Annotated in this window: 2 protein-coding genes; both read left to right on the plus strand. The window is 33.5% G+C overall.

Annotated features, from left to right (window positions below; genetic code table 11):
* The first annotated feature begins 123 nt into the window (after positions 1 to 123).
* Positions 124 to 774 carry a helix-turn-helix transcriptional regulator gene (locus D479_RS18690; RefSeq protein WP_008640195.1) on the plus strand — a complete coding sequence of 217 codons (651 nt, stop codon included), beginning with the start codon at positions 124 to 126 and terminating at the stop codon, positions 772 to 774.
* Positions 775 to 784: 10 nt separating this feature from the next.
* A complete protein-coding gene (locus tag D479_RS18695; protein WP_008640197.1) occupies positions 785 to 1,159 on the plus strand; it encodes a RidA family protein in 375 nt (124 codons plus the stop codon).
* Positions 1,160 to 1,198 lie beyond the last annotated feature (39 nt).

Consider the following 1,198-nt stretch of genomic DNA (forward strand, 5'->3'; position numbering starts at 1 on the left):
AAAAAAGTCAATTCGAATTTATATGCGACTCCTACTAATTAAACAGAATAAGTACTTATACGATCAAGAAAGTAAGATATATCTTTTGTCGAAAACTATAATCGGGCTGAGAGGTAGAGAGAGATGGAAGAGAAAAAGCAAATATTAGAGAGATACATTCCCTTAGCAAAATCAACGGCTAAAATGTTTGGACATCATTGTGAAATTGTTATTCACGATTTAACAAACCCCCAAGCATCTGTCATATTCACAATAAATAGTCATGTAACGGGTAGAGAAGTTGGTCAATCCTTTGATCATCTCGTGACAACGGTATTACAATCGAAAGACTTTAAAGAAGATCATCTGGCCGGTTATACATTTGTTACAGAAGATAAACGCACGATTCGCTCTTCAACAACGTTAATTCGCGATTTCAATCAGAAAGTGATTGGTGCTTTCTGTATTAATTTCGATGTGGAAGCATTACTTCAAATGCAACAGTTTATGAACACATTTCTTCCAACACCAGTTCTAGTAGAAGAGAAAGAAGAAAAACCAAGTCCTGAGATTAAAAATGTAGAGGAGATCGTTGATGGTTTAATTAATCAAATCATACAAAACAGTGCTCATCCAGCTATGAAACGCCATGAAAAGATAGAATTGATTCGTTTCATGGATAAAAAAGGGATTTTTTCAATGAAGGGATCTATCGATAAGGTTGCAGATTCATTAGGCATATCAAAGGTCACTGTTTATAGCTATTTAGATGAAATAAAAAATAAATCAAGGTAAGGAGAAAACAATGAAAAGTATTTTTGAAGTAGAAAACTTAAAATCTAATGGTCATTACGCACTTGCGACTATTCATGATGATATCGTCTATGTTTCCGGACAATTTTCTATTGATCCAGAAACTCGTGAAAGGAAATATGGTTCCGTTGAAGAGGAAACAATCCAGGCACTTAATAATGTAGAAATGATTGTAGAAGCAGCTGGAAGCAAAAAAGAGCAAATATTGCGTATGACATTATACATTCCTGATGTAGAACTCTGGGATAGGGTAGATGCTGTTTATAAAGAATTTTTCGGAGAATATAAACCGGCTCGTACAGTGGTACCTACAAATAAATTACATTTCGGATTTAAAATAGAAGTTGATGCCATCGCGTATATATAAATTTTTTTGAATCTGGTATATAAAAAGATCTATTATATA

It is taken from the genome of Halobacillus sp. BAB-2008, assembly GCF_000328325.1.
Lineage (GTDB): Bacteria > Bacillota > Bacilli > Bacillales > Halobacillaceae > Halobacillus.

Excerpts from the sequence above, each read along its gene's own strand:
- D479_RS18695 (WP_008640197.1), top strand. The coding sequence starts at position 785 with ATGAAAAGTATTTTTGAAGTAGAAAACTTAAAATCTAATGGTCATTAC.
- D479_RS18690 (WP_008640195.1), top strand. The coding sequence starts at position 124 with ATGGAAGAGAAAAAGCAAATATTAGAGAGATACATTCCCTTAGCAAAA.